Source organism: Sagittula sp. (assembly GCF_052825245.1).
In genome coordinates this window covers 1-19,469 of the sequence record NZ_JBRBWD010000050.1, presented here as the reverse complement: position 1 = coordinate 19,469, position 19,469 = coordinate 1, and the positions used below count along the sequence as shown (strand labels likewise).

The 19,469-nt window shown below is 68.3% G+C and carries 18 protein-coding genes; 5 read left to right on the top strand and 13 right to left on the bottom strand.

The genetic code is table 11. The features are described 5' to 3' along the window. Positions 1 to 36: 36 nt before the first annotated feature. From ACU0DV_RS20810 to ACU0DV_RS20795, 4 genes are all read right to left on the bottom strand, one after another. Entirely contained in the window at positions 37 to 1,269 is a 1,233-nt protein-coding gene (locus tag ACU0DV_RS20810; RefSeq protein WP_446240761.1) for an aminopeptidase P family protein, read from the bottom strand. 160 nt (positions 1,270 to 1,429) lie between these two features. Next, positions 1,430 to 2,347, bottom strand: coding sequence for a hypothetical protein (locus tag ACU0DV_RS20805; RefSeq protein ID WP_446240762.1), 918 nt, complete (start codon positions 2,345 to 2,347; stop codon positions 1,430 to 1,432). Beyond that, the gene (locus tag ACU0DV_RS20800; protein ID WP_100928823.1) at positions 2,340 to 2,723 is read right to left on the bottom strand and encodes a hypothetical protein; all 384 of its coding nucleotides are present in this window, start codon (positions 2,721 to 2,723) and stop codon (positions 2,340 to 2,342) included. The genes ACU0DV_RS20805 and ACU0DV_RS20800 overlap by 8 nt, the downstream gene beginning before the upstream one ends. Next, positions 2,708 to 4,183, bottom strand: a complete 1,476-nt coding sequence (locus ACU0DV_RS20795) for an NAD-dependent succinate-semialdehyde dehydrogenase (protein WP_100928824.1) — start codon at positions 4,181 to 4,183, stop codon at positions 2,708 to 2,710. Before ACU0DV_RS20795 ends, ACU0DV_RS20800 begins: the two co-directional genes overlap by 16 nt. A 179-nt stretch (positions 4,184 to 4,362) precedes the next feature. On the opposite strand from ACU0DV_RS20795, the gene ACU0DV_RS20790 reads away from it, so the two are divergent. The 5 genes from ACU0DV_RS20790 (at position 4,363) to ACU0DV_RS20770 (ending at position 11,224) form a co-directional block, all read left to right on the top strand. Next, entirely contained in the window at positions 4,363 to 5,163 is an 801-nt protein-coding gene (locus tag ACU0DV_RS20790; RefSeq protein ID WP_446240763.1) for an alpha/beta hydrolase, read from the top strand. Between the two features lie 126 nt (positions 5,164 to 5,289). After that, positions 5,290 to 5,835 carry an RNA polymerase sigma factor gene (locus ACU0DV_RS20785; protein WP_446240764.1) on the top strand — a complete coding sequence of 182 codons (546 nt, stop codon included), beginning with the start codon at positions 5,290 to 5,292 and terminating at the stop codon, positions 5,833 to 5,835. Then, positions 5,832 to 7,952: a YfbK domain-containing protein gene (locus tag ACU0DV_RS20780; RefSeq protein WP_446240765.1), complete on the top strand. Its 2,121-nt coding sequence runs from the start codon at positions 5,832 to 5,834 to the stop codon at positions 7,950 to 7,952. The genes ACU0DV_RS20785 and ACU0DV_RS20780 overlap by 4 nt, the downstream gene beginning before the upstream one ends. 195 nt (positions 7,953 to 8,147) lie before the next feature. Then, positions 8,148 to 10,331 (top strand): esterase-like activity of phytase family protein, encoded by a 2,184-nt coding sequence (locus tag ACU0DV_RS20775; protein ID WP_446240766.1) that lies wholly within the window; start codon positions 8,148 to 8,150, stop codon positions 10,329 to 10,331. 344 nt (positions 10,332 to 10,675) lie between these two features. Further along, a complete protein-coding gene (locus ACU0DV_RS20770; protein ID WP_446240767.1) occupies positions 10,676 to 11,224 on the top strand; it encodes a hypothetical protein in 549 nt (182 codons plus the stop codon). Here the strand turns inward: ACU0DV_RS20770 and ACU0DV_RS20765 are convergent. From ACU0DV_RS20765 to ACU0DV_RS20725, 9 genes are all read right to left on the bottom strand, one after another. Next, complete coding sequence (locus tag ACU0DV_RS20765) at positions 11,221 to 12,117, bottom strand: LysR family transcriptional regulator (protein WP_446240768.1); 897 nt, start codon at positions 12,115 to 12,117, stop codon at positions 11,221 to 11,223. The two genes, ACU0DV_RS20770 and ACU0DV_RS20765, sit on opposite strands and share 4 nt — an antisense overlap. A gap of 88 nt (positions 12,118 to 12,205) precedes the next feature. Beyond that, positions 12,206 to 12,679 (bottom strand): Hsp20 family protein, encoded by a 474-nt coding sequence (locus ACU0DV_RS20760; RefSeq protein ID WP_100928830.1) that lies wholly within the window; start codon positions 12,677 to 12,679, stop codon positions 12,206 to 12,208. A gap of 202 nt (positions 12,680 to 12,881) precedes the next feature. Further along, on the bottom strand, positions 12,882 to 14,618 hold the full coding sequence (locus tag ACU0DV_RS20755; protein WP_446240769.1) for an autotransporter domain-containing protein: 1,737 nt from the start codon (positions 14,616 to 14,618) through the stop codon (positions 12,882 to 12,884). A gap of 141 nt (positions 14,619 to 14,759) precedes the next feature. Further along, positions 14,760 to 15,497, bottom strand: coding sequence for a trypsin-like serine peptidase (locus tag ACU0DV_RS20750; protein WP_446240770.1), 738 nt, complete (start codon positions 15,495 to 15,497; stop codon positions 14,760 to 14,762). A 56-nt stretch (positions 15,498 to 15,553) separates the two neighbouring features. Further along, positions 15,554 to 16,276, bottom strand: a complete 723-nt coding sequence (locus ACU0DV_RS20745; protein ID WP_100930930.1) for a trypsin-like serine peptidase — start codon at positions 16,274 to 16,276, stop codon at positions 15,554 to 15,556. Between the two features lie 165 nt (positions 16,277 to 16,441). After that, entirely contained in the window at positions 16,442 to 17,800 is a 1,359-nt protein-coding gene (gene glcF / locus ACU0DV_RS20740; RefSeq protein ID WP_446240771.1) for a glycolate oxidase subunit GlcF, read from the bottom strand. 16 nt (positions 17,801 to 17,816) lie between these two features. Next, positions 17,817 to 18,155 carry a hypothetical protein gene (locus ACU0DV_RS20735; protein ID WP_100928833.1) on the bottom strand — a complete coding sequence of 113 codons (339 nt, stop codon included), beginning with the start codon at positions 18,153 to 18,155 and terminating at the stop codon, positions 17,817 to 17,819. Beyond that, positions 18,155 to 19,267 (bottom strand): FAD-binding protein, encoded by a 1,113-nt coding sequence (locus ACU0DV_RS20730; RefSeq protein ID WP_446240772.1) that lies wholly within the window; start codon positions 19,265 to 19,267, stop codon positions 18,155 to 18,157. Before ACU0DV_RS20730 ends, ACU0DV_RS20735 begins: the two co-directional genes overlap by 1 nt. 62 nt (positions 19,268 to 19,329) lie before the next feature. Further along, positions 19,330 to 19,469: FAD-linked oxidase C-terminal domain-containing protein (locus ACU0DV_RS20725; RefSeq protein ID WP_446273577.1), on the bottom strand; the 140-nt coding region annotated here is incomplete at its 5' end.

Sequence of the window (19,469 nt, the reverse complement as noted above, 5' to 3'; positions counted from 1 at the left end):
AGACCGTAGGGTGCAGATCCTGCACCCTTTCTGACCTCAGCCGACCACGTTGAAGCCGGGGCCGTAGGGGTAGCCGGTGATATTCTCGTTGCCGTCCCCGGTGATGACGAGGATGTCGTGCTCGCGGTAGCCGCCCGCGCCGGGCTGGCCTTCGGGGATGGTCAGCATCGGCTCCATCGAGATCACCATGCCGGGTTCCAGAACCGTGTCTATGTCCTCGCGCAGTTCCAGCCCGGCCTCGCGCCCGTAGTAGTGCGACAGCACCCCGAAGGAGTGGCCATAGCCGAATGTGCGGTATTGCAGCAGGTCGCGCTCGGCGAAGAAGTCGTTGATCTTCAGCGTGATTTCCGCGCAGGAGGCGCCGGGCTTCAGCAGGGACATGCCGTATTCATGTGCGGCGACGTTGGCCTCCCAGATCTTCAGCGACGCCGGATCGGCCTCGCCCACGAACATCGTGCGTTCCAGCGCGGTGTAGTAACCCGAAATCATCGGGAAGCAGTTGAGCGACAGGATGTCCCCGTGCTGCAACTGGCGCGCCGTCACCGGGTTGTGCGCGCCGTCGGTGTTGATGCCCGACTGGAACCAGACCCAGGTGTCGCGGTATTCCGCATCAGGGAAGCGGGCGGCGATCTCCAGCTCCATCGCGTCGCGGCCCGCCATGGCCACGTCGATCTCGCGGATGCCGGGGCGGATCGCGTCGTGGATGGCGTAGCCGCCCACATCCGCCACGGCGGCCCCGGCGCGGATCAGCTCGATCTCGGCGGCGGACTTCATCATCCGCTGGCGCATGGTCGCGGGCGCGATGTCGGCGGAGGAGGCGGGTTTCAGGAAACTGTCCATCAGCCCCTTGGAGGCCAGCGTCATGTGGTCGGCCTCGTAGCCGATGGCCTTGCCCGCGCCAGTCACCGACAGGATCGCGCGCCAGTAGTTGTTCCGCTCCCAGTCCGTGTAGGTGATGTTGTCGCCATGGCAGCGCCGCCACGGCTGGCCCGCGTCGATGCCCGCGCTGATCGTCACGCTTTCGGTCTGGGTCACGACAAGCCCGTAGGGCCGGCCGAACGAACAGTAGAGAAAGCCCGAGTAATACGCGATGTTGTGCATCGAGGTCAGCACGGCAGCGTCGAGCCCGGCGTCCCGCAGGATCGCGCGCAGCCCGGCAAGGCGGGCGTCGTATTCGGCGGGCGCGAAGGGCAGGATGCGGTCGCCCTGGTGGAAGCGATAGCTTTGCGGGCGGCTTTGGGCGGGCTTTTCGAGGGTCGTTGTGGTCATTCCGTGTCTCCTGTCGCGCGGCGGGCCTTCCCCTGCCGCGCTGGCAAACGAAGGTCCCGGCGTACAGGACGGAATCGGGGATGTGTTCGGCGACGCCATCGCCTCCCCTGACGATGTTCTGCGCCAACCGGGCACCGTCTGGCAAGAGGCGTGTTGCGGGTTAGTCGCCGACCGGCCAGCCGCCGCACCTCAGCGCCTGCAGGATGCGCGTTTCAGCGTCGGGGCGGCTGTCGTCGATGGCGTGGTCGCGGAAGAACCACCAGAGATAGGCGGCGAAGTCCGGCGCCATGCCGGGCGCCTGCCGGATCGCCTCTTCCGGCCCGAGGTCATGCACCTTCGACGCGATGTGGTGAAAGTCGATCCTGCCGAACAGCACGGCGGGCTTCCCGAGGAAATAGCCCGACACGGCGACAGAGGAATTCTGTGTGGCCACGTAATCGCATGCGGGCAGCATGGCGCCCGTGCCGCCCAGGGTGACGGTCAGCCGGGGGAACCGGCGCTGCAAGGCGTCCAGCGCATCGGTCTCTGCCGCTTCATAGTGCTCCTTGGGATGCAGGGTGGCGTGCACGCGGCGGGTGGTGTCGTGCTCCAGCACCGCCTCCAGCATGGCCAGCGGCGACATGCTCTGGAAGGAGCGTTGTTCCAGCAGGCGGCCCTGCAGCGGCACCAGCACCATGCCCTCCCGCGTCGCCTGCGCCCCGGCGAAGTGCCGGGCGCGCATGTTGGACAGGAAGCGCGCGGCCTTCTGCGGGTTCACCGTGGACGGGTCGAAATCTGCCAGAGCCACCGGCCAGGTCCAGCGTTCTGCGCTGCGTTCGATATGCCAGAAGGGGGCGAAGTATGTGCGCCGGAAGGTCAGGCCGACCGCGTTCGGCGGCTCGATCATCCGCACCAGCGCGTGTCCGGGGCGCTCGCGGGCGGCGGCCAGCTCCTCCGGGCTGTCGTCGTGCAGGTGCACCTCCCACCCGCGGGCCTGAAGGACGTCCCGCACGGTGGACAGGAACGGCAGGCGACCGGCCAGCAGTCGCGCGCGCAGGGCCGGGTAGAGGTAGAACCGCGCCAGTTCCGGTTCAGGCACCGCCCGGTTCCAGCCAGAGCTTGTAGAGCAGGGTGACACCGTCCAGCCGGGCCTTCTTCAGCTTGGCCAGGAAGACGCGGTAGGCCAGCTTCGGATCGCGGTGATCGGTCCAGTTGTAGCCATCGCGGTCGTTGCCGAGGATCTCCCAGCCGATGTCGCTGGGCGGTTCTCGGAACATGCGGGCGGCGGCCTCCATCAGCGCGACACCTTCGCCGCGCTTCAGCCCGTAGCGGGCCAGTTCGTCGGCCTGCGCGGCAGGCAGCCATGGCGCGCCGTCGCCGGTGTGGGCGGCGGCGAACCATGCGGGCAGGTCGACGACGAGGTCGTCATCGTCGACCAGCAGGTCGAAGCGCTCCGGGCTTATACGCTGAGGCAAACGTATTTCATCTCCAGGTAGTCCTCGATCCCGTGGTGGGAGCCTTCGCGGCCAAGGCCGGACTGCTTGACGCCACCGAAGGGCGCGACCTCGGTCGAGATGATGCCGGTGTTCACGCCGACGATGCCGTATTCCAGCGCCTCGGCCACCTTGTAGACGCGGCTCAGGTCCTTGGCGTAGAAGTAGGACGCAAGGCCGAAGATGGTGTCGTTCGCCATCTCGATCACGTCGTCCACGTCGTCGAACTTGAACAGCGGCGCCAGCGGGCCGAAGGTCTCGTCCGTGGCGACCTGCATGTCCTGCGTGACGCCGGTCAGGATGGTCGGCGGCAGGAAGTGGCCTTCGCCGCTCAGCGGCTTGCCGTCGCCGTAGACCACCTTCGCGCCCTTGGAGGTTGCGTCGCTGATGTGCTCCTGCACCTTGTCGATGGCGTCGGAGTTGATCAGCGGGCCAAGGTCCGTGCCGTCCTCGAGCCCGTCGCCGACCTTCAGCTTGGCGGTGGCTTCCTTCAGCTTCTCGGCGAAGGCGTCATAGACACCCGACTGCACGTAGATCCGGTTGGCGCAGACGCAAGTCTGGCCGTTGTTGCGGAACTTGCACATGATCGCGCCCTGCACGGCCGCGTCGAGGTCGGCGTCGTCGAACACGATGAACGGCGCGTTGCCGCCCAGCTCCATCGAGCACTTCATCACCTGGTCGGCGGCCTGCCGCAGCAGGATGCGGCCCACCTCGGTCGAGCCGGTGAAGGTCAGCTTGCGGACCTTCGGGTTCTCGCAGAACTCCTTGCCGATCTCCGAGGAGGACGAGGAGGTGACGACGTTGAACACGCCCGCGGGCACGCCGGCACGCTCTGCCAGCACGGCGAGGGCGATGGCCGACAGCGGGGTTTCCTTGGCCGGGCGCGCGACGAAGGCACAGCCGGCGGCCAGCGCCGGACCCGCCTTGCGGGTGATCATCGCCGAGGGGAAGTTCCACGGCGTGATGGAGGCGGCGACGCCGATCGGCTGTTTCATCACCATGATGCGCTTGTCGCGCTGGTGGCCGGGGATGGTTTCGCCGTAGATGCGCTTGGCCTCTTCGCCGAAGAATTCGATGAAGCCCGCGGCATAGGCGATCTCGCCCTTGGCCTCGGCCAGCGGCTTGCCCTGCTCGGCGGTCATGATGATGCCGAGGTCGTTCTGGTTCTCCATCATCAGGTCGAACCACTTGCGCAGGACGGCGGCGCGTTCCTTGCCGGTCCACGTGGCCCATTCCTTCTGCGCGGTGTAGGCGGCGTCGATGGCCTTCGCCACCTGTTCGCGGCTCAGGTCGCAGACCTCGGCGATCACGTCGCCGCGGGCCGGGTTGGTGACGGAAAACGTCTTGTCGCCGGTGATCCACGCGCCGTCGACGTAGGCGCGACTCTCCAGCAGGGTCGGGTCCTTCAGCAGGTTTTTGAGGTCGGTCGTCTGGTCGAGCATGGTTTCCTCTCCGCTTTTATGCGTTAGGCTCCACATCTAGTGCGTGCCGCACGCAAGTGTAATCGGGCTGCCGGTCCATCGAACGCGACAGGGCTGGCCCCTCTCTACTCCTTTCGCCCGCCGGGTTGAAACGGCATTTGCAATGGCACGGCAAGGAACGGCAGGAACACAGGACCAAGATGGATCAGAAAACAGACCTCTCCGACGCTTACGAGAACGGCGCCTACATTCCGGACGGGGCCAGCTATCCGCCCCGCTGGGCCGCCGAGGCGCAGGCCTACCGCAAGCGTCTTTCCCCGGCACAGAAGGCGGTGCTGGGGCTTCCCTATGGCGAGGGGGCGCGTCACCGGATGGACCTGTTCCTGCCCGACCGCACGCCCGAGGGGCTGGTCGTCTTCGTGCACGGCGGCTACTGGCAGCGCTTCGACCGCTCCGACTGGTCGCACCTCGCCGAAGGCGCGCGGGCGCGGGGCTGGGCGGTGGCGATGCCGTCCTACGACCTGTGTCCCTCGGTGCGCATCCGCGACATCACCGCCCAGGTGGTGCAGGCCGTGACCATCGCCGCCGAAGAGGTGCAGGGCCCGATCCGTCTGACCGGCCATTCCGCCGGCGGGCACCTCGCGGCGCGTATGGGGACGGGCGTGCTGCCCGAGGACGTGGCGGCGCGGGTGAAGGCGATCCTGCCGATCTCGCCCCTGTCCGACCTGCGCCCGCTGATGGAAACCGCGATGAACGCCAACCTGAAGCTCGATTCGGAAGAGGCGCGGGCCGAAAGCCCGATCTTCCACTCCGCGCCGCGCGCCAAGGTCACGGTCTGGGTGGGCGGCGCCGAACGCCCGGCCTTCCTCGAACAGGCGGAATGGCTGGAGGAGGCCTGGGGCTGTTCCCGCGTCGTCGACGAGGGCAAGCACCACTTCGACGTGATCGACAGCCTCGCCGACCCGTCCGGCGCCCTGACCGAGCGGCTCCTGTCGATGTGATCCTTCCGGGCCGCGCGTGACGGCAGGTAGGGCGGGGCTTTGCGCCGCCTTCCGCGCGTGCGTGAAAAATCTGCTAACCTGCGCCAAGGAATGGCGCGCGGCGCGCGTCTCGGTCACAAGATGCGCATGGATGTCAGTGACGAAGCCTTGGCCCGCGCGGCCGCAGACGGGGACCGGGAGGCGTTTGCCCTGCTGGTCGGCCGTGTCTACGACCGCGTCTACGCCTATGCCATCCGCCTGACCGGCAATCGGGCGGATGCAGAGGACCTGGCGCAGGACCTCTGCGCGGCGCTGCCCGCCAAGCTGCAGTCCTTCCGGGGCGAGGCGCCCCTGACCACCTGGCTCTACCGCATCACCGTGAACGCCGCGCGGGACCGCTTTCGCCGCCGGGCCACCTACATGAAGGCGACCGAGGGCTGGGGCGACTGGGAACAGGCGCGGCAGGCCGAGATCGCCGAACAGGCGGAGCGGCGCGACTGGCTGACACGGGCGATGGGCGCCCTGTCGGTCGACCTGCGCGAGACGCTGGCGCTGGTGCTCGACGGCATAAGCCAGGCCGAGACGGCAGAGATCCTCGGCATCCCCGAGGGCACCGTCGCATGGCGCGTCTCGGACGCGAAGAAACGCCTTCGGGCCTTGAAAGAGGCAGAAGCGCGGGAGGTGACGAAATGAACGACGACGCCGACGATCTGAACGACCTGAAGGATCTCTTCGACACCGAGCTGCCGAAGCCCGACCCGGCGCGCCGGGCCGATGCCATCGCGCTGGCGATGAAAAATTTCGACCGGACCCAAGAAACCGCGGATGCGGCGCGTCAGACCTCTGAATCACAGCCCAAGGGCATATTCAGAGGAGCCATTCACATGCTGTTTCAGATGAACACCCGCGCCGTATTGACGGCCACGACCGCGCTCGCCGCCGTGGCGCTTGTCGCGGTCATCCCGGTCGTCACCCGGATGCCCGACCGTCTGACCGGAGGCGGCACCGGCGGCCGGACCGAGGTGGCCGCGCCCGACCCCGCGCCGCAGCCGGAGGTCTTCTCCGCCGATGACGTTCAGGCGCTGGCCCCGGGCGAGGCGGATGCGGGCGACCTTTCGATTGCCGCCGAGGAGGAGATGGCAGAAGCGCCCCTGCCGCCGGTTGCCGTCACCGAAGCGCTGGAGGAATTCTCCGCCGATGCGCCCATGCCGCGGGTATCCGGCCGCCCCGCCGGGGACGCCGTTCCGCAGGGGGCGCCCGCGCGGCAGTCCGCGACCTCCCGGACGATGGCGCCTGCCGGTGCCGCGCCGCAGCCGGGCGGCACCTTCGGCAATATCGTGTCGGGCCGGGTGAATGGCGGCATCGCCCCCGCGCCCGTCCCTCAGTTCGAGCCGGTCCCGGCCCCGATGCCGGACACGGAGGCGTTCCCCGAGGCCGAGCAGAACCCGATCAAGGTGACGGCAGAGGACCCGGTGTCGACCTTCTCCATCGACGTGGACACCGCGTCGTGGTCGATCATCCGCAATTCGCTGACCCGGGGCATGCTGCCGCCGGAGGACGCGGTGCGGATCGAGGAGATGGTGAACTACTTCTCCTATGACTACCCGGCGCCGGAGGGGGACGCGCCCTTTGCCACCCACATCGGCGTGTCAGACAGCCCGTGGCGCGAGGGCACGCAGCTTGTGCAGATCGGTCTGCAGGGGATGCTGCCGGACGCCCGCCCGCCGATGAACCTCGTGTTCCTGATCGACACCTCCGGGTCGATGCAGGACGCCAACAAGCTGCCGCTCCTGAAACAGAGCTTCCGCCTGATGCTGGGCCAGCTGGGCGAGGACGACATGGTCTCCATCGTGACCTACGCCGGGTCCGCGGGCCGGGTGCTCGACCCCACGAAGGCGAGCGAACGCCAGACCATCCTCGACGCGCTGGACCGGCTGGAGGCCGGGGGCAGCACGGCGGGGCAGGCGGGACTGCAACAGGCCTATGCCACCGCCACCGGGATGGCCCGCGAGGGCGCGGTCAGCCGGGTGATCCTTGCCACGGACGGTGACTTCAACGTCGGCATCAGCGATCCCGACGCGCTGAAGGACTACATCGAGACGCAGCGCGGGACGGGCACCTACCTGTCGGTTCTGGGCTTCGGGCGCGGCAACCTCGACGACGCGACGATGCAGGCGCTGGCACAGCACGGCAACGGCATGGCCGCCTACATCGACACGCTGTCGGAGGCGCAGAAGGTGCTGGTGGACCAGCTGACCGGCGCACTGGTGCCCATCGCCGACGACGTGAAGATCCAGGTCGAATGGAACCCCGCGCAGGTCGCGGAGTACCGCCTGATCGGCTACGAGACCCGCGCCCTGCGCCGCCAGGACTTCAACAACGACAAGGTCGACGCAGGCGAGATCGGCGCCGGGCATCAGGTCACCGCGCTGTACGAGATCACGCCGGTGGGCTCGGGCGCGCGGATGACCGACCCGCTGCGCTATGCGCCGGAGCAGGTGGCGTCGGATCAGGCGGACACGGAAAGCGCCGAGCTGGGCTTCCTCCGCCTGCGCTACAAGGCGCCGGGCGAAAGCGAGAGCCGGCTGATCGAGACGCCGGTGCGGTTGGACGCCGGGGCGCTGCCGCAGGCCGACTGGGCCGCCGCCATCGCGGGCTTCGGCCAGATCCTGAAAGGCTCCGACCTGATCGGCGACTGGTCCATGGGCGACGCCATCGCGCTGGCCACCGGCGCGCGGGGCGCGGACCCTTTCGGCTACCGGCAGGAGGCGATCAACCTGATGCGCCTGGCCGAAAGCCTGCAGCGCTGACCCGCGCACACGTCTGACGTGGACGCCGGGACGGACGCTCGCGCATAGCGCATCGCCCCGCCCGCCGTCCCGCAAGAACCCTGCCCCCGGACACCCCCGGAGGCAGGGTTTCACCGCGCCTTAACAAAACCGTCACGGCGCTGTTACGTCCCGGGACCAATGCGGCACCTACGTCATTCTGACAGGAGCCATCACATGACCATCCGTTCGATCTGCCTGACCAGCGCACTGGCGCTGACGGCCGGCGCGGCCTTTGCCGACAGCCACGGCCAGATGAATTTCAACCGCATTGCCGCCTTTGCCACCCCGCTGAACATGGCCGAGGGCGAGGACACGCAACGCGAGACCTCCGCCGAGATCATCGCCGCCTCCGACGACGGCATGACGCTGGTCTACACCGACAGCCCGCTGGGCGTGGTGGGCCGCATCGACATCACCGATCCCAGGGCGCCGAAGCCCATGGGCAACACCGATGTGGGCGGCGAACCGACCTCCGTCACGGTGATCGGCAACACCGCCTACATCGGCGTGAACACCTCCGAATCCTACACGCAGCCGGGCGGCAAGCTGGTGTCGATGGACCTTGCCTCCGGCGAGCTGACCGGCGAATGCGACCTGGGCGGCCAGCCCGATTCCACCGCGCATGACGAGGCGGGCACCTTCGTCGTCGCCGCGATCGAGAACGAGCGCGACGAGGATGCAGGCGACGGCCGCGTGCCGCAGATGCCGGCGGGCTGGGTCTCGAAGGTGATGATCGAGGGCGGAGCGATGAACTGCGACGTGGTCAGGATCGACGTGACCGGCCTGGCCGGGATCGCGGGCGAGGACCCGGAGCCGGAATTCGTCGACGTGAACGGGCTGGGCGAGATCGTCGTCACCCTGCAGGAAAACAACCACATCGTGGTGATCGGCGCGGACAACGCGGTGATGGCGCACTTCCCCGCCGGTGCCGTGGACCTGACCCGCATCGACACGGAGGACGACCGCGCCTCGCTGGTGTTCGACGGCGAACAGCCGGGCCGCCTGCGCGAGCCCGACGGCGTGCAGTGGCTGGACGACACTCACTTCATGCTGGCGAACGAGGGTGACATGGACGGCGGCTCCCGCTCCATTACCGTCTTCGCCAAGGACGGCACAGAGGTCTTCGAGAGCGGCTCCGACTTCGAGACGCCGATCATCCAGGCCGGCCACTACCCCGACAAGCGGTCCGACGCGAAGGGCGTGGAGCCGGAAGGCATGGAATTCGCCACCTTCGGCGGTACGCCCTACGCCTTCGTGCTGGGCGAGCGGTCCTCCACCGTCTCCGTCTACGACACCACCGACCCGGCGAACCCGGTGTTCAGGCAGCTCCTGCCCTCCGGCATCGCGCCCGAAGGCGCCATCGCCATCCCGGAGCGCAACCTCTTCGTCACCGCCAACGAGGCGGACCTGATCGAGGACGGCGGCGTGCGGGCGCACGTGATGATCTACGAATACCAGGACGCTCCGGCAGCCTACCCGCAGATCACCTCCGAAGGTGCCGACGAGCTGATCGGCTGGGGGGCGAACTCCGGCATGGTGGCGGGCGAGGACGGCATGATCTACGCCGTCAACGACAGCTTCTACGGCTACCAGCCGACGATCTTCACCATCGACCCGTCGCAGACCCCGGCACGCATCACCCGTGCCCTGCCGGTCACCCGCAACGGCATGCCGGCGCAGAAGCTCGACATGGAAGGCATCACGCTGGACGGCGAGGGCGGCTTCTGGGTGGCTTCCGAGGGCCGCACGGACCGCGTCATCCCGCACGCGATCTACCACGTGAACGCCGAGGGCGAGATCGAGGACGAGATCGGCCTGCCCGCGGAGCTGCTGAACAACGAGGTCCGCTTCGGCTTCGAAGGGATCACGAAGATCGGCGACACCCTCTGGATGGCTGTCCAGCGGGAGTGGAAGGACGATCCGGAGAACACCGTGAAGCTGGTGGCCTACAATCTCGAGACCGAGGAATGGGGCGCCGTGCGTTACGAGAAGGCCGCGCCGGAAAAAGGCTGGGTCGGCCTGTCCGAGATCGTGGCCCATGGCGACTGGGTCTATGTCATCGAGCGTGACAACCAGATCGGCGCGGAGGCGGTGACCAAGAAGATCTACCGCATCCCCGCTGCCGAGATGGTCGCAGCGCCGCTGGGCGACGATCTGCCGGTCGTCTCGAAGGAAGAGGTCGTCGACCTGATCCCGATGCTGCAGGCGCAGGGCGGCTACGTGGTCGACAAGATCGAGGGCCTTGCGATCACCGCCGACGGCACGATCTGGGCTTCCACCGACAACGACGGCGTGGACGACAGCTCGGGCGAGACGTTCTTCTGGAAGGCGGGCACGGCCAACACCGCCGCCAACTGAGCCGCATATTCCGACAAACCCAAGGCGCCCCGCAGATCCCTGCGGGGCGCTTTCCGTTTGCGCGTCCGTTCCGGGCGTGGGCTCAGGCGGGTGATCAACGGTGCGCCTCCCATCGTCATGCAAGTGGCCGGTTTATGGGAGCGAGCAAGTGCCTTCGAAGGCCCCGCGCCCGGTGCGATTGGCTTACGGCCAGCAACAGGTTGACATGGCCATCGCGATCTCCTCTGGTCTCTCGTCATGGTTGACCTACGTCTTTCACAGGTGCGTTTTTTCGCGCCGTCTGAAGACAACCGGGCCTTAAACCTTGTGTGCCAGACTTCGGCAGCATCCACGGGGAGGGTTCGATGCCGGAGGATCCTGAATTGTCTTTCGTTCTGTGCATTGTGGCGGGCGCGCTGGCCGTGGCGGCAGGGGCGTTCGGTGCCCTCAGCCTCGCTCCGTCGGCAAGCGCGCTGCTGGCGGTGTTCGCCACGCTGCGGATCTGCTGGCTGGACGACAACATCGCCAACGACCTGCTCGACCGGGATCAGCTTCCCCCCAGCTACATCAACGCGCAACGCCGCCAGCGGTGGCTGGAGTCGCTTTTGCTTGGCCGCTCCAAAACAGAGGAAACGCCGACCCCCGCGCAGGTCGCCACCCGGATGCGGGCAGAGGTGCAGGTCTGGTCCGCCATCGTCGTCGCGGGCGTGGCGGCGATGCTGGCGCGGACCACGCCCTTCGGGATGCTGGTGTCCTTCGGGCTGGCGCTCTGGGCGTTCCTCTGGGCCTTCCGCTTTGCCGACCGGCTGTCGGCGACGCTGTGGCTGGTGGAAACCGGGCGCGTGCTGCCGAGGGAGGACCTGCTGCGCCGCGTCAGCTGGGCCTACTCCGGCCGGAACGACCGCGACCGCTAGCCCTTCATCAGGCGCGGCAGCATCTCTGCCAGCAGGTCCCAGACAATGCGCACCCGCGGGCTTGTCTTGAGCTCCCGGTGCGCCACCAGCCACACGGGGTAGTCGAAGGCGATCTCCGGCAGGACCCGCACCAGCAACGGGTCGCCGCTGCCCAGCGTGACCGGCCCGACGCCGATCCCCAGCCCCTGCCGCGCGGATTCCCAATGCACCGCGTGAGAGGTGGTGCGCAGGCCAAAGCTCGTCTCCGTCACGGTCACCCCGCGCTGCGTCAGCGCCGCGATGAACGGGGCGTTTTCCTCGAAACCGATGAACCGCGCCGAACCCAGGTCCTCCGGTCCGCGCACCGGGCCAAGGCTTGCGGCGTAATCCGCGCTGGCGAAGAACCCGGCGGTGTCGTCCGTCAGGCGCTTGCCGATCAGGTCGGGCTGGTCCGGGGCGGCGTTGCGGACGGCGATGTCCGCCTCGCGCCGCTTCAGGTCGCTCATGCGGTTGGAGGACACGACCTCCACCCGGATGCCCGGGGCGATCTCTGCCAGCCGCCTCAGGACCGGCGGCAGCAGCCAGATGGAGTAGAGTTCCGGCGCGGCGATGGCGACCGGGCCGGACACGTCCGTCGCCTGCCCGGTGGCGGCCAGCGACACGGCCACCGCCGCCTCGCCCATGGCGCGTACGTGTTCGACCAGCCGCGTGCCCGAGTCCGTCAGCACCAGACCGCGGCCGACCCGTTCGAAAAGCACGACGCCCAGCTCTTCCTCCAGCGCCGTGACCTGCCGTCCCAGCGTCGGCTGTGTCATGCCCAATGCCCGCGCCGCCGCCGAAAGCGATCCTTCCTCGGCGGTGACGAGGAACGCCCGCGCGCGGTTCCAGTCGAAAGTGACAGAGCGCCAGTCCATGCAATCCTGTATGGATGACACCCCCAGGGCCGTCAAAAGCAAAAGAGGGGGCACAAGGCCCCCTCCCGTTCGTCGTGTCGGTCAGATGTCAGTTGACGGTTTCGGCGTCCACGACATCCTTCTCGACCGCCTTGACCTCCGGCTTCGCGATCTCGATCCGGCGCGGCTTCAGCGCCTCCGGGATTTCGCGCTTCAGGTCGATGTGCAGCATGCCGTTCTCATGGGTCGCGCCGGTGACGCGGACATGATCGGCAAGGTGGAAACGGCGCTCGAAGGCGCGGGTGGCGATGCCGCGGTGCAGGTAGGTGCGGCCCTCGTCCTCGTCCGCCTTGCGGGCCGAGACGACCAGCGCGTTTTCCTTCACCTCGACGCCGAGGTCGCTGTCGGCAAAGCCGGCCACCGCGATGGAGATGCGGTAGGCGTCGTCGGCGGTCTTCTCGATGTTGTACGGGGGATAGCCCGGCTGCGGCGCGTCGTTGGACAGGACGCGGTCCATCATCTCGGCCAGCTGGTCAAAGCCGACGGATGCACGGTAGAGCGGAGCAAAATCGAAATGTCGCATGGAATCCTCCAGTTGAGCGATACCTGTGTCCGGCCTTCCCATCGGGGACAGGCCGTATTTCCAGTTCCCGGAACCCTGTCAGAGGCGTTCCGGTACAGGAAAATTGGGAATGCCGCGCGCGCGTTTCAAGAGCCGTCCGCACACGAAAAAGCGCCCCGAAGACGGTTCTCCGGGGCGCTCTCGCGAGGTTGTGATCGTTGGATCAGAACTTCATTTCGTAGCCGAGGCCGACGGTGCCCATGCGGACGTTCTCGCTCTTGGAGCCGGCGAGGGTCATGATGACGCGGCCGCCCGCCTTGGTGTCGATACCGAAGTTCAGGGCGAGGTCGAAGCGGTCGTCGTCGGTGCTGCCCGGCGTCGCCGTGACGGTGCCGCCGCTGTTGACGTCGATGTCCTCGTTCATCACGCGGTTCCACGAGAAGTCGACGTCGGTGTGCAGGGCGCCGAAGCTGACCGGCGTCGTCTTTTCCCAGCGCACGCCCAGCTTGCCGAAGGTCGTGGTCTGGTCGTACCCCGGGACGATGGCGCCGTTGCTTGCGGTGAAGCTGTCGACTTCCAGCATTTCGCGCGACACGCCGACATAGGGCATCAGGATGTTCGCGGCGTTGCCGCCGAGGGCAAAGCGCTGACCCAGTTCCAGAGAGGCGGCGCGGTAGTCGCTCTCGGTGGAGCCGGACGCGGTGCCTGTCGGGAACAGCATGGTGTAATCGTGGTCGGTGCGGCCGGCGGTGATGTCACCGTACAGCTGCATGCCGCTCGCAGCCTGGTACAGGCCGTAGATGTTCGCCGTCTTGGTGTCGCTGTCGGAGTCGAAGCCGCTGGCGTCGCTGGACGAGTTCAGGCCGCTGAACGCGATACCCGTGCGGAACAGGTACTGCTGGGTCTGGAAGGTGTAGTCGGCGCCGATGGTCAGGCCCTTGCCGCTGAGGTCGGTGCCGCCGGAGGCGGAGCCGGAGGACGCTGTGGCAAACGCGTAGCCGCGCAGGCCTTCGATCCCCAGCATGTCGTTCACGATCGCATTGCCCTGGGTCGAGTAGAAGCCGCCGGTGCCGATGTAGCTTTTCACCAGCGCCAGGATGCGGATCTGCGCGCGGATGTTCTGCGCGACGGTCATCGAGGAGTTGCGGAAGATGTCGGTGGTCAGGATGAACTTGATCCCGCCATCTGTGGCCGCGTTGATGACGCAGGTCTGGAAGGCCAGCGCGAAGGCCGCGGCGGCGTCGCCGCCAAGCCGCAGCTGGTTGAGGTCGGCGACACAGCCGCCGTTGGTGGCCAGCGCGAGGTCGGCGTAGTCCGCTTCGGTCGTGCCGAAGCCGCCGGTGAAGCTGCCGTGTGCGGTCGAGGTAAAGGTGGTGCCGGTCTGCACCAGCGTGGTGGTGCCGTCGGTGGAGATCGCGGTGTCGTTGTTGGCGTCGAGGATACCGATGTCGACCATCGCGACGAGGTTCGCACCGGCGGTCTGGATCGCGTTCAGCACGTCGGCGAACAGGAGGCTGCCGCTGGTGGTGTCGTCACGGTCTTCGTCGGTGATAAGCACCAGCGTCGTGTTGCCGGCGGGGATCGTGTAGTTCTTGAGCACGTAGTCGATGGCGGCATAGCCGTCTTCGGTGCCGCCCGGCGTGGTCAGGTTGGTCGTCGCCGCCGACAGGTCCGTGGCGTTGCCAAGCTGGCTGCCGCCGATGCTGAACTCGCGGATCAGGCCCGGATTGGTGGAACCCGCGGCAAAGCCCATCAGGCCGTAGTTGCGGCTGCCGAAGCCACCGACAGCCAGCGCGGCGTCGAGGTCGAGCACGAACTGAGTCAGGAAGTCCTGCTCGCCGGACATGGAGCCCGACTCATCCATCATGAAGATGATGTTGGAGGTTGCGCTTTGCGCGTGCGCGGGCCCGGCCAGGGCGAGCGTCATCGCCGTGGAGGCTGCGAGAAAAGTCTTGAACATTATGTCCCCTCACCGAAAAAAAAGCTGGTGTCTGCTGCGGCCAAGTTGCCAAAACCCTACCCGTCCGCATAGGGGGCAAATTTACGATGCGTTAACCTTGTTGCACGGCGGAAACAGGTGTCCCCAAGCGGCTCGGAATGCTCAATCTTTTGGTGCAGCCTTACCCGGTACGCGCACGAAACGGGCGCCTCCGGCCCCCTTGGCGCCACCTGACAGGACACTTGTCCCCGTCCGGGCAGGCGGGGCCGCGTGGCGTGTCAGCCGGTCCTTCAGGATGACCACATGGGACGTCAGCTCCATCCCGAAGACACGCGCCGCGCCCTCCTCGTCGGTGCCGGTGGCGGAGACCAGCGACAGGATGCGCAGCCCGCCGCCCTGTTCCGCCAGGATCGGCGCGCCCGAAGCGCCGTAGCCCGCCTTGCAGTCGAACAGGAGGATGCCGCCCGCGTAGCGCGCCAGCAGCCCGCAGGACCGCGGCACCGACGCGCCACGGTGCAGCGCGTCGCCGTAGGGCGCGAGGTAGACGGTCTTTCCCGGTGCCTGTGCCGGGTGCAGCGCGATGGGGCGGGCGTCCTCGGGCGGGATGGCTTCGGACAAACGCAGCAGCGCGACGTCGTTGGCGATCATCGCCTCGTCCAGCTCGATCCCGCCGATGTCGCTGTACCCGGGCGACACCACCCAGTCGGCCACGCCGCGGCGCACGGCAGGCGCGCCGGAGCCGAAGCCGACCTCGAACCACACCCCTTGCGGCACAACCGGCTGCCCATCGTCGTCATGCAGGCAATGGGCGGCGGTCAGGACGATGTCGGCCTCGATCAGCGTACCGGTGCAATACCCCTCGCCGCTGCGCAGCCGGCCCACCGCCTCCCATCCCGTCAATGCAGCCGCGCCGGTGGCAAGCCCCAGCCCGCCCAGGAGGCCGAGCGCGGCGTATCTCAGGGCTTCACGAATTTCGCACCTGTCTCGCGCCGGGCGCCCGCGGCCATCGGTTCCAGACCGTTGCCGGGGTCCTGCGCCACCGCCAGCGCCGCGCGCAGCTCCTTCAGCGGCTTCAGCAGGTCGACGGCCAGCGACACCGCCTTCCCGTCCGCCTCGGCCTTGGCCGAGATGACCGACACGATCCGCGCCTCGCCATTCGTGTCGAAGGCAAAGACCGGCGACCCGGAGGCGCCGAAATCGACGCTGCAGGACAGGACCAGCATGTCGAACTGATGCGCGATCACCGTGCAGAGATCCTGCATCGAGGGCGCCTCCGACCTGTTGTGCGCGTAGGAGACGACGCCCACCTCCGCGCCGGGACCGGGCAGGTCACTGGTGCCGAAGGGCAGGACGGTCGTGTTGCGGATCGGATGCTGCAGCTCGATCAGGGCGATGTCGTGCCCCACCCGCGCCACGCTGTCGGACGAGGTGAAGTCGTATTCCGGATGCGGCATCGCCTTGCGGGTGCGCCGGTAGGCCGCCGCCCGCCCGTTGCGCCATCCGGCAAGGAACTGGATGTCGTCGATCGGCACCCGCGCCCCGGTGGCCGGATCGAACAGGCAATGCGCCGCCGTCAGCACAAGGCTCGGCGAAATGAGCGCGCCGGTGCAGAAGGCCTCTCCGGCGATCTCCAGCCGCCCGACCGCTTCCCACCGCCGCGCGCCCTCCGTGCTCTCCATCGAGAAAAGCCCCTGTGCAGAGGCATTGGTCGACAGCAGGATCAGGCAGATGGCGAAAATCGCGCGCACGTGGTCTTTCCTCTTTGCGCGCGGTTTACCCGTTTTTCAGGGCGAAAATGCGGCGCATCAAAGCTAGATCGCACGACTGACGAACGGTCAACAAGATCAAACCTGCAGCGCCGGGGGCTTCGGTCCGCCGGTCGCCCAGTCCAGCAGTTCGACGGTGTGCACCACCGGCACCCCCGTCCCCGAGCCGATCTGCATCATGCAGCCGATGTTGCCCGCCGCGATCACATCCGGCGCCTTCGCCTCCAGCGTCTGGACCTTCCGCGCCTTGAGCTGCTTCGAGATCTCCGGCTGCATCAGGTTGTAGGTCCCTGCCGAGCCACAGCACAGGTGGCTGTCGGCGGGTTCCACCACCTCGAAGCCCGCGCGTTTCAGCAGCGCCTTGGGCGTGCCCTTGATCTTCTGCCCGTGCTGGAGCGAACAGGCCGCGTGATAGGCAACCCGCAACGGCCCCGTCCCGCCGGGCGCGTCCGCGGTGTCCGGCCGGTCGATCCCGGCAATCCCCATGCGCGCCGGGCCGAGGTCGGCCTCTGCCGTCTCCGGCATCAGCTCGGCCAGCACCTCCGTCACGTCCCGCGCGATGGCCGCCACCCGCGCGGCGTCCGCGGCGAGCGGCGTCTCGCGGAACATGTGGCCATAGTCTTTCACCGTCGTGCCGCAGCCCGAGGTGTTGATCACCACCGCATCCAGCCCCGCGCCGTCCATCTCGCGCGCCCAGGCCCGGATGTTCTTGCCCGCGGTGCCATGCGCCTCTTCGGACTTGCCCATGTGGTGCGTCAGCGACCCGCAGCAGCCCGCGCCCTCGGCCACCACGACCTCGCACCCGAGCCGCGTCAGAAGCCGGATCGTCGCGTCGTTGATGTCGGTGTTCAGCGCCCGCTGCGCGCAGCCGGTCATCAGCGCCACCCGCATCCGCTTCGGAGCGTCCGGCGCAAAGCTCTGCGGATCGTCGTTGCGCGACACCGGCGGCACCTGCTTCGGCGCCATCTCCAGCATGGCGCGCAGCCGCGCATCGGGGATCAGCCGGGCGAAGGGACGCCCGATCTTCGCCCCCAGCAGCGCCAGCCGGAACCGGCCCGGGTAGGGCAGGATGCGCGCAAGCAGCCAGCGCAGCGCACGCTCGGACCGGGGGCGTTCGTAGCGCTCCTCGATATAGGCGCGGGCATGGTCGACGAGATGCATGTAGTGCACGCCGGAGGGGCAGGTGGTCATGCAGGCGAGGCAGGACAGGCAGCGGTCGATGTGTTTGACCGTGTCCGCGTCCGGCACCCGCTCGTTCTCCAGCATGTCCTTGATCAGGTAGATGCGGCCCCGCGGGCTGTCCAGCTCGTCGCCCAGCACCTGGTAGGTGGGGCAGGTGGCGGTGCAGAACCCGCAATGCACGCAGGCCCGCAGGATTTCGTTGGCGCGCGCGGTGCCCGCGTCGGCAAGCTGCTCTTTGGTGAAATTGGTCTGCATGTGTCTCTCTGGGTCTTCAGGCCATCAGCCGGGCGGTGGCCAGTCCGAACCACGGCAGGGTTGTGGCCAGTATGGCAATTACGGTGATCCAGCGGCGGGCGCGGCGGCCCTCCAGCCGGCGGTAAAGCGCGTGGCCCACCATCGCCACAGCCGTGACCCACCCGGCCCACAGCAGCAGAAGCGACGGCAGCGGCGCGCGCGGCTCAAGCCAGAGCGCGGCACCCATGCCCGCCACCACCGCCATGGCCAGCCCGGCCAGAACGCGCAGGGTGGAGGGCAGGCGCAGCAACCCGGCGCACAGCAGCGGGCCGGCCACGAAGGTCACGAGGAAGGCTCCGACGACCGGCCAGGTCATCAATGCAACGTGCCGGGGTCGAAGATGCCGCGCGGATCGAACCGCGCCCGGATCGCCCGCGACAGGGCCGCCACGGGCGCCGGCTCAGGCGGGAAGACCGGCGTTGTGCCGCGGCCCCGCACACGCGTCGCATGGCCATCGAAGGCCCCGAGCCTGGCCCGCGCATCCGTGCCGCTGGGCGTCAGCGCCCAGATCAGGCCGCCGCCCCAGTCATACAGCACCGCGCGCGGCTCCAGCCGGGCGACCAGTCCCGGCGCGTCCGAGGGCTTGCAGTGGATGCGCCAGACGTCGCCCTCCCGGCCGTGCATAGGCGCCACGTCGCGCACGTCGGCCCAGGCCTCCGCCACCACCTCCGGATCGCTCTCGACCCGCACCGCCTGTCCGCCGAACAGCGCCGCCAGCTGGCCCGCGCGATACGCGACCGACCCGGCAAAGCCTTCGATCCGCAGCAGGGTCAGCGGATCGCCGTCCGGCCCCACCGGCAGATGCGCCGCCCCGGTCAGGTCGTAGGGCGACCCCAGCGCGCGGGCCATCGCCGCGACCGCCGCCGCGTCGCCCAGCCCGTCGATCAGGACCGAGGCCGCGGCCTCGGGCTTCGGCAGCACCTTCAGGCTGACCTCAGTCAACACCCCCAGCGTGCCGCGCGACCCCGCCATCAGCTTCACGAGGTCGTAGCCCGTGACGTTCTTCATCACCCGCCCGCCGTTCTTCACCACCGTCCCGGTGCCGTCGACGAAACGCACGCCCAGCAGGAAATCCCGGCAGGCCCCGGCCTGCACACGTCGCGGGCCCGACACATTCGCCGCCACCACCCCACCGATGGTCGAGACCCCCTCGGTGCCCAGCAGCCCGCGATGGTCCATCGGCTCGAACGCCAGACGCTGGCCCTCCGCATCCAGCACCGCCTCGATCTCCGACAAAGGCGTGCCCGCCGCCGCCACCAGCGTCAAGGCGCCCGGCTCATAGAGCGACACGCCCGTGACGCCGCCGGTCTCCAGCACCGCCGCTGCGCCGCCGCCGCCGATGGCCCGCGTGCCGCCGCCGCACACCCGCAGGGGCGCCCGCGCCCCGCGCACCGCCTCGGCCAGTTCCGCCTCGCTCCCTGGTCTCATCTCGCCTGCCCTTCGTGCTTCTTTGCTTTCCAAATACTCCGGGGTCCGGGGTGGAACCCCGGCTACTCCGCCGCCAGGGCCACCACGCGCCGCCCCTCGGAGGACGCCAGCGGGAACACCTTCGCCGGGTTCAGCAGCCACTTCGGGTCGAAGACGTCCTTCACCGCCATCTGCGCCTCGAGGTCTTCGGGCGCGTACTGGT

Excerpts from the sequence above, each read along its gene's own strand:
- ACU0DV_RS20810 (WP_446240761.1), bottom strand. The coding sequence starts at position 1,269 with ATGACCACAACGACCCTCGAAAAGCCCGCCCAAAGCCGCCCGCAAAGC.
- ACU0DV_RS20795 (WP_100928824.1), bottom strand. The coding sequence starts at position 4,183 with ATGCTCGACCAGACGACCGACCTCAAAAACCTGCTGAAGGACCCGACC.
- ACU0DV_RS20790 (WP_446240763.1), top strand. The coding sequence starts at position 4,363 with ATGGATCAGAAAACAGACCTCTCCGACGCTTACGAGAACGGCGCCTAC.
- ACU0DV_RS20785 (WP_446240764.1), top strand. The coding sequence starts at position 5,290 with ATGGATGTCAGTGACGAAGCCTTGGCCCGCGCGGCCGCAGACGGGGAC.
- ACU0DV_RS20780 (WP_446240765.1), top strand. The coding sequence starts at position 5,832 with ATGAACGACGACGCCGACGATCTGAACGACCTGAAGGATCTCTTCGAC.
- ACU0DV_RS20775 (WP_446240766.1), top strand. The coding sequence starts at position 8,148 with ATGACCATCCGTTCGATCTGCCTGACCAGCGCACTGGCGCTGACGGCC.
- ACU0DV_RS20770 (WP_446240767.1), top strand. The coding sequence starts at position 10,676 with ATGCCGGAGGATCCTGAATTGTCTTTCGTTCTGTGCATTGTGGCGGGC.
- ACU0DV_RS20765 (WP_446240768.1), bottom strand. The coding sequence starts at position 12,117 with ATGGACTGGCGCTCTGTCACTTTCGACTGGAACCGCGCGCGGGCGTTC.
- ACU0DV_RS20760 (WP_100928830.1), bottom strand. The coding sequence starts at position 12,679 with ATGCGACATTTCGATTTTGCTCCGCTCTACCGTGCATCCGTCGGCTTT.
- ACU0DV_RS20755 (WP_446240769.1), bottom strand. The coding sequence starts at position 14,618 with ATGTTCAAGACTTTTCTCGCAGCCTCCACGGCGATGACGCTCGCCCTG.
- ACU0DV_RS20745 (WP_100930930.1), bottom strand. The coding sequence starts at position 16,276 with ATGGAGAGCACGGAGGGCGCGCGGCGGTGGGAAGCGGTCGGGCGGCTG.
- glcF (WP_446240771.1), bottom strand. The coding sequence starts at position 17,800 with ATGCAGACCAATTTCACCAAAGAGCAGCTTGCCGACGCGGGCACCGCG.
- ACU0DV_RS20735 (WP_100928833.1), bottom strand. The coding sequence starts at position 18,155 with ATGACCTGGCCGGTCGTCGGAGCCTTCCTCGTGACCTTCGTGGCCGGC.
- ACU0DV_RS20730 (WP_446240772.1), bottom strand. The coding sequence starts at position 19,267 with ATGAGACCAGGGAGCGAGGCGGAACTGGCCGAGGCGGTGCGCGGGGCG.